Annotated in this window: 6 protein-coding genes; all 6 read left to right on the top strand. The window is 74.3% G+C overall.

Annotated features, from left to right (window positions below):
- A partial coding sequence (locus CBQ26_RS18440) for an N-acetylmuramoyl-L-alanine amidase family protein (RefSeq protein ID WP_143342204.1) occupies positions 1-594 on the top strand: 594 nt, incomplete at its 5' end.
- Between the two features lie 339 nt (positions 595-933).
- Complete coding sequence (locus CBQ26_RS18435) at positions 934-1,623, top strand: SDR family oxidoreductase (RefSeq protein WP_088250056.1); 690 nt, start codon at positions 934-936, stop codon at positions 1,621-1,623.
- 20 nt (positions 1,624-1,643) lie between these two features.
- Positions 1,644-2,669 (top strand): NAD(P)/FAD-dependent oxidoreductase, encoded by a 1,026-nt coding sequence (locus CBQ26_RS18430; RefSeq protein ID WP_229843945.1) that lies wholly within the window; start codon positions 1,644-1,646, stop codon positions 2,667-2,669.
- Between the two features lie 9 nt (positions 2,670-2,678).
- Complete coding sequence (locus CBQ26_RS18425) at positions 2,679-3,308, top strand: HAD family hydrolase (protein ID WP_229843946.1); 630 nt, start codon at positions 2,679-2,681, stop codon at positions 3,306-3,308.
- Positions 3,309-3,687: 379 nt separating this feature from the next.
- Positions 3,688-6,183, top strand: coding sequence for an ATP-dependent helicase HrpB (gene hrpB, locus CBQ26_RS18420; RefSeq protein WP_172418160.1), 2,496 nt, complete (start codon positions 3,688-3,690; stop codon positions 6,181-6,183).
- A gap of 3 nt (positions 6,184-6,186) precedes the next feature.
- Entirely contained in the window at positions 6,187-6,888 is a 702-nt protein-coding gene (locus tag CBQ26_RS18415) for a class I SAM-dependent methyltransferase (RefSeq protein ID WP_088250054.1), read from the top strand.

The following is a 6,888-nucleotide window of genomic DNA, read 5'->3' as shown; positions in this document are numbered from 1 at the left end:
ACCCCCGACCCCACCCGCCCCCTCCAGGGCCGCACCCTCACCCTCGACCCCGGCCACGGCGGCACCCAGGGCGGCGGCGCCGGCAGCCTCGGCACCCCCGAAAAAGACCTCGTGCTGCCCATCACCCTCCGCGCCGCCGAACTCCTGCGCGCCCAGGGCGCCACCATCCACCTCACCCGCACCACCGACACCACCGTCGGCCTGTACGACCGCGGCCAGCTCGCCCACGACACCGGCAGCGACCTCCTCATCAGCGTCCACGCCAACGCCCTCCCCGACGGCCGCGACCCACGCGGCATCCGAGGCCCCGAGCTGTACTACACCCACCCCCAGGCCCAACCCCTCGCCGCCGCCCTCCTCGCCGCCCTCCGCGCCGGCCTCCCCGACCTCGGCCCCGGCGCCGGCGCCGGCCTGAAACCTGGCGCGGACCTCGCCCTCACCCGACCCACCAGCCAACCCAGCGTCCTGATCGAAACCGGGTACCTGACCGACCCCGGCAACCTGCGCCTGCTGAACAGCCCGGCCGGTCAGGAACGGCTCGCTCAGGCCATTGCGGCGGGGGTTCTCGCGTATTACCAGGGGCTTGGGCGGTAGGTGGGCGCCTGCGGCGGGCTGCCCCACCCCCCAGCCCCCATCCCCAGGGGGGACGGGGGAGCCTGCGTTGGCACTGGGCAGGTATTTCGCGGGCTTGCTTGGTGGGGATTGGGCGGGGACGGCCACGCCTCACACGCCATCCTTCGCGTCCGGTGCGTTCGCCCCGCGCGCTGCGCGCACGACGGGCCTTGTGGCAACGACGCTCGCCTTTCAAGGCTCCCCTTGAGGGGAGCTGTCAGCGCAGCTGACTGAGGGGTTCTGCGAAGCAGCTGTGTCCTGCTTAGCAGCTGGGTTGCCCTTCCCACATCCCACTGCTTCCTTCCCGCTTACCATCTGGGCATGAGTGTCGTTCGGCCGGTGACGTTGGTGACGGGAGCTGCGGGTGGGATTGGGGCGGCGTTGGCGCGGCGGTTGGCGTCTTCGCATGATCTGATCCTGTCGGGGCGGAATGTGGGGGCGTTGGAGGCCCTGTGTGCGGAGGTGGGGGGTTCGGCGTTGGTGCTGGATCTGACGCGCCCGGAGTCGTTTGCGGAGGCGCTGGCGGGTGTGGGGCGCGTGTCGAACGTGGTGCATAACGCGGGTGTGGTGGAACTGGGTGCGGTGGCGGAGCAGGGGCACGCGGTGTGGTCGCACACGCTGGCGGTGAACGTGGTCGCCCCGGCGGAGTTGACGCGGTTGCTGCTGCCGCGCGTGCGTGCTGAGCGGGGGTCGGTGGTGTTCGTGAACAGCGGCGCGGGCCTGCGGGCGAATGCGGGGTGGGGCAGTTACGCGGCCAGCAAGTTCGGCCTGAAGGCGCTGGCGGACGCCCTGCGGGAGGAGGAGGCGGGCGCCGGGGTGCGCGTGTCGAGCGTGTATCCGGGCCGCACGGCGACGCCCATGCAGGAGAAGGTGCGCGCTCAGGAGGGCGCGGCGTACACGCCGGAGGCGTTCATCGATCCGGATTCGGTGGCGGCCACCATCGAGTTCGTGCTGAACGCCCCGCGTGACGCGACGCTGCCGGACGTGAGCGTGCGCCCCGGCCCGCGTTGATGGCCCTGCCTGTAGCAGAGTTGCCGCCCCCACGGGCCGGTCGGGTGCAGGCGGACCTGCTGGACGTGGTGATCGTCGGGGCAGGCCCGGCCGGCCTGAGTGCCGCGCTGACGCTGGGCCGGTCGCGGCGGCGGGTGCTGCTGCTGGACGGCGGGCCGCCCCGCAACGCGAGCGTGTCGGCCGGGCACGGACTGCTCACGCGCGACGGGATGCACCCGGCGGACCTGAAAGCGCAGGCGCTGGCGGACCTCGCGCCGTACGACGTGACCGTCTGCCCCGACGGTGCGCGCGAGGTGCGCCGCGAGCCGGACGGGGCGTTCGCCGTGCGGGTCGGGCAGGACTGGCACCGCACGCGCGTGCTGCTGTTCGCCACCGGCGTGCGGGACATCCTGCCGGCCGTGCCGGGCCTGCGGGAACGCTGGGGGCAGGGCGTGTACCACTGCCCGTACTGCGACGGCTGGGAACACGAGGGCCGCGCGCTCGCCGTGTACGGCTGCGGCCAGAGCGCCCACCACCTCGCCCTGACGGTGCGGGCGTGGTCGGACCGCGTGACCCTGATCTGCGACGGCGACCCGGCCCTCACGCCCGAACAGACCCGCGACCTGCGCCGCGTCGGCGTCCGCATCCGCACGGAACCCGTCCGGCACCTGCGCGGCGGCCCCCTCGAAGACCAGTCGGTGTGCGTCACGTTCCGGGGTGCGCCGCCCCTCCTCGTGGACGCCGTGTTCCTCGCGCCCGAACAGCAGCAGGGTAGCCACCTGCCCGCCTCGCTCGGCTGCCAGCTGAACGACCGGGGCCGCGTGCAGGTCGACGACCAGCAGGAAACCAGTGTCCCTGGCGTGTTCGCCGTGGGCGACATGACCGGCGCGCCGCAGTACGTGGTGCAGGCCGCCGCCGCCGGAATGCACGCCGCGCAGGTCATCAACACCCGCCTCATCCACGCGGCCGTGCAGTCCCTGGGCGCCGCGTTCCACAAGACCCCCGACGACGGCGCACCCGAGGACGGCGCAGAAGTAACCCGCCCCCCTGAGCCCGACGATGAGTAGCATACTCGTGTGAGTATCCATGCCATCCTCTTCGACCTCGACGGCACCCTCCACGACCGCGCCGCCACCCTCCGCGCGTGGCTCGCCGAACACACCCGGCAGTTCGACCTCCCCGACACCTACGCCCCCCGCTTCCTCGAACTCGAAGACCACGGCTACCGCCCCAAAGCCCAGGTCATTCCCCAGCTCGTGCAGGAACTCGGCCTCCCACACGACCCCCAGACCCTCCTCGACACCTACGCCCACCACGTCCGGCACGCCGTCCCCATGCCCCACGCGCACACCGTCCTGCGCGAACTCCGCGCGCGGGGCGTGCGCACCGGCATCGTCACCAACGGCTGGGAAGACCTCCAGCGCACCTGCGTCGACCGCTGCGGCCTGACCGACCTCACCGACGACCTCGTCATCAGCCGAGCCGTCGGCCTCAGCAAACCCGACCCCGCCATCTACCGGCTCGCGCTGAACCGCCTCGGCGTCAGCGCCCAGCACACCTGGTTCGTGGGCGACTCGCCCCGCAACGACATCGCCGGGCCGCAGGCGGTGGGGCTGCGCGCCGCGTGGCTTCCCACCACTCACCCGCTTCAGGGCGAGGTTCCGGATGCGGTTCTCGGTGATCTGCGGGATGTGCTGGGGTTGTAGGTGGGCGCCTGCGGCGGGCTGCCCCACCCCCCAGCCCCCATCCCCAGGGGGGACGGGGGAGCTTTCGTTGGCACTGGGCAGGTATTTCGCGGGCGTTCGTAGTGGGGATTGGGCGGGGACGGCCACGCCTCACACGCCATCCTCTGCTGCGCAGCTCTGCGAGTCCGTCCCCGTCGCGTTCGCCCCGCGCGCTGCGCGCACGATGGGCCTCGTGGCAACGACTCTCGCCTTTCAAGGCTCCCCTTGACTCGTAGAGCCCGCAGGGAGGGGAGCTGTCAGCGAAGCTGACTGAGGGGTCCCCTGCGAAGCAGCTGTGTTCCGCTGCGCGGCAGCCGCCCTTCCCACGCTCCGTACCCCTGCGGCGCGTACCATCGGGGGTGTGAGTTCTTTCGTGTTGCCGATTGCGGAGGTGGTGCCTGCGGTGCGTGGGGCGCTGGCGGCGCATTCGTTGGTTGTGGTGCAGGCGCCTCCGGGGGCGGGGAAGAGTACGGGGTTGCCGCTCGAGTTGCTGGGGGAGCCGTGGTTGGCGGGGCGTGGGATCGTGATGCTTCAGCCGCGGCGGGTGGCGGCGCGGGCGGTGGCGGCGCGGCTGGCGGAAGGGCTGGGGGAGGAGGTCGGCGGGACGGTCGGGTACCGGGTGCGCTTCGATTCGCGGGTGTCGGCGGCGACGCGGCTGGAGGTCGTGACCGAGGGCATCCTGACGCGGCGCCTGCAACGCGACCCGGAACTGGCGGGCGTGGGGCTGGTGATTCTGGACGAGTTTCACGAGCGCAGCCTGAACGCGGACCTGGCGCTGGCGCTGCTGCGGGAGGTGCAGGGGGCGCTGCGGGACGACCTGCGGGTGCTGGTGATGAGTGCCACGCTGGACCCGGAGTTGCCGGGGCGGCTGGGGGCGCCGCTGGTGGAGAGTGCCGGGCGGGCGTTCCCGGTCGAGGTGCGCTACCTGCCCACGGACCCGGTGGGGCGTGTGGAGGACCTCGTGGCGCGGCAGGTGCGGGCGGCGCTGGAGGCGGAGTCGGGGGACGTGCTGGCGTTCCTGCCGGGCGTGCGGGAGATCCGCGCGGCGGCGGCGGCGCTGTCGGACGTGGAGGCGGCCGTGCTGCCACTGTACGGGGACCTGCCGGTGCGGGAGCAGGCGCGGGCGTTGCGGCCCGATCCGGGTGGGCGGCGCAAGGTGGTGCTGGCGACCAGCATCGCGGAGACGTCGCTGACCATCGACGGAGTGCGGGTGGTGGTGGACGGCGGCCTGAGCCGCACGCAGCAGTTCGATCCGGCGAGCGGGCTGTCGCGGATGGTGACGGGCCGGGTCACGCGGGACGCGGCCACGCAGCGGGCGGGCCGCGCGGGTCGTACCGCGCCGGGCGTCGCGTACCGCCTGTGGAGCGAGCGGACGCAGCCGCTGCTGCCCGCCGCGCGCCCGCCGGAGGTCATGGAGGCGGACCTCGCGCCGCTGACGCTGGAACTCGCGCAGTGGGGCGTGCCGGACCCGGCGGACCTGCACTGGCTGGACGTGCCCCCGGCGCGGCGCGTGGAGACGGCGCGGGGCGTGCTGCGGGACCTGGGTGCGCTGGACGCGGCGGGCCGCGTGACGCCGGAGGGCGCGCGGCTGCTGGACTTCCCGACGCACCCGCGACTGGCGCACCTGCTGACCGCGCCGGGCGACGCGGCGCTCGCGGCGGACGTGGCGGCGCTGCTGGAGGAACGCGACCCGCTCCCGCCGGGGTCGGGGGCAGATCTGACCGAGCGGGTGGCGGCCCTGCGTGCGTGGCGGCGCGGGGAGCGCACGCCCGGCGACGTGGCGGTGCTGGAGCGGATCGAGCGGCTGTCCCGGCAGTGGCGCACCCTCCTGAAGGTCCGGCCGGACGACTCGGTGCCGGACGGGTTCGCGGTGGGCGCGTTGATCGTGCGGGCGTACCCGGAACGCGCCGCGCTGGCCCGCGAGGAAACCAGCGGCCTGCGCCGGGGCCGCTTCCTGCTGGCGGGCGGTCAGGGGGCCGCGCTGCCCGAGGGTGACGGTCTGGCGGGCGTGCGGGCGCTGGCGGTGGCGCACCTGGATGCCGCTCCCCTGAGTGCCGCGCAGGCCGAGGGCCGCATCTTCCTGGCGGCGCCGCTGGACCCGGCCGCGCTGGACGCCGGGGCCGCGTGGGTGGACGCGGTGCGCTGGGACGCCCGCACCGGCACGCTGGTCGCGCAGCGCGAGCGGCGCTTCGGGGCGCTGATGCTCGAAGCGCGGCCCCTGCGTGACCTGCCCGCGCAGGCCCGTGTGGACGCCCTGGCCGGGGCGATCCGCGCCGAGGGCCTGCGCCTGCTGACCTTCAGCCCCGAGGCGCAGGCGCTGCGCGACCGGGTGGGGTCCGTCCGGGCGTGGCGGCCCGACGAGACCGACTGGCCCGACCTGAGCGACGCCGCGCTGCTGGACACCCTGGAGGACTGGCTGGGACCGCACCTCGGCTCGGCCCGCTCGCGGGAGGACCTGGGCCGCCTGAACCTCCTGCCGGCCGTGCAGGCGCGGCTGCCCTGGCCGCTCCCGGCCCGGCTGGACGAACTGGCCCCCACGCACCTGACGGTGCCCACCGGCAGCCGCATCCGGCTGACGTACCGCCCCGGCGAGGCCCCGATCCTGGCGGTGAAGTTGCAGGAACTGTTCGGGCTGGCCGACACGCCCAGCGTGAACGGGGGCCGCACGCCCGTGCTGCTGCACCTGCTGTCGCCCGCCGGGCGGCCCGTGCAGGTCACGCAGGACCTGCGGTCCTTCTGGAATTCCTCGTACTTTGAGGTGCGCAAGGACCTGCGCGGCCGCTACCCCAGGCACCCCTGGCCGGACGACCCCTGGACGCACGCCCCCATGAAGGGCACCAAGAAACGGGGCGTGTAGGCCGTGCAGTCCCGTCTGGACGCCCTGATCGCCGCGCTGTACGGCCCGGTCGGCTGGCCCCGCGCCCGGTGGGTCGCGCGCAGACTGCGGCCGTACGTCCCCGCTGGCCGCACCCTGCTGGACCTGGGGGCGGGGACCGGGCACACCGGGGCGCTGCTGGCCCGGCAGGGCTGGGCGGTGACGCTGGCAGACGTGCCGCCGCATCCCGGTGCGTGGGGGCAGCGCCTGATCGCGCATCCGTGCGCCCGCACGCTGGCGCGGCGCGGCGGTCTGACCCGCGTGCTGGTCCAGGGTCGCCTGCCGTTCCCGGACGCGCAGTTCGGCACGGTGCTGCTGGCGTTCGTACTGCATCACTGCCCCGACCCGCTGGCGGTGCTGCGCGAGGCGGCGCGCGTGTCGGGCCGCGTGATCGTCATCGAGGACCTGGAGGCGGGTGGACGCCGGCCCGGCCGCGCCGGACAGTGGCTGGACGCCCTGCTGAACCTGGAGGCCGGGCACCCGCACGCGCACCGCTCGCAGGGCGACTGGCACGCCCTGTTCCGCGCCGCCGGCTTGCAGGTGCAGACGCAGGAGCACTGGACGACCCGCCCGCTGGGTATCCGCACCGGGCACACGCTGTTCGACCTGCGCCCGGCAGGGGAGAGCCGTGCAGCAGAGAGCCGTGCAGAAGAAAGCCCGCCGGGAGAGGCGGGCCGGGGCGCATAG

Origin of the sequence: Deinococcus indicus (genome assembly GCF_002198095.1) — a bacterium.
GTDB lineage: Bacteria > Deinococcota > Deinococci > Deinococcales > Deinococcaceae > Deinococcus > Deinococcus caeni.
This window is presented reverse-complemented; position numbering and strand designations above follow the sequence as displayed.

Excerpts from the sequence above, each read along its gene's own strand:
- CBQ26_RS18435 (WP_088250056.1), top strand. The coding sequence starts at position 934 with ATGAGTGTCGTTCGGCCGGTGACGTTGGTGACGGGAGCTGCGGGTGGG.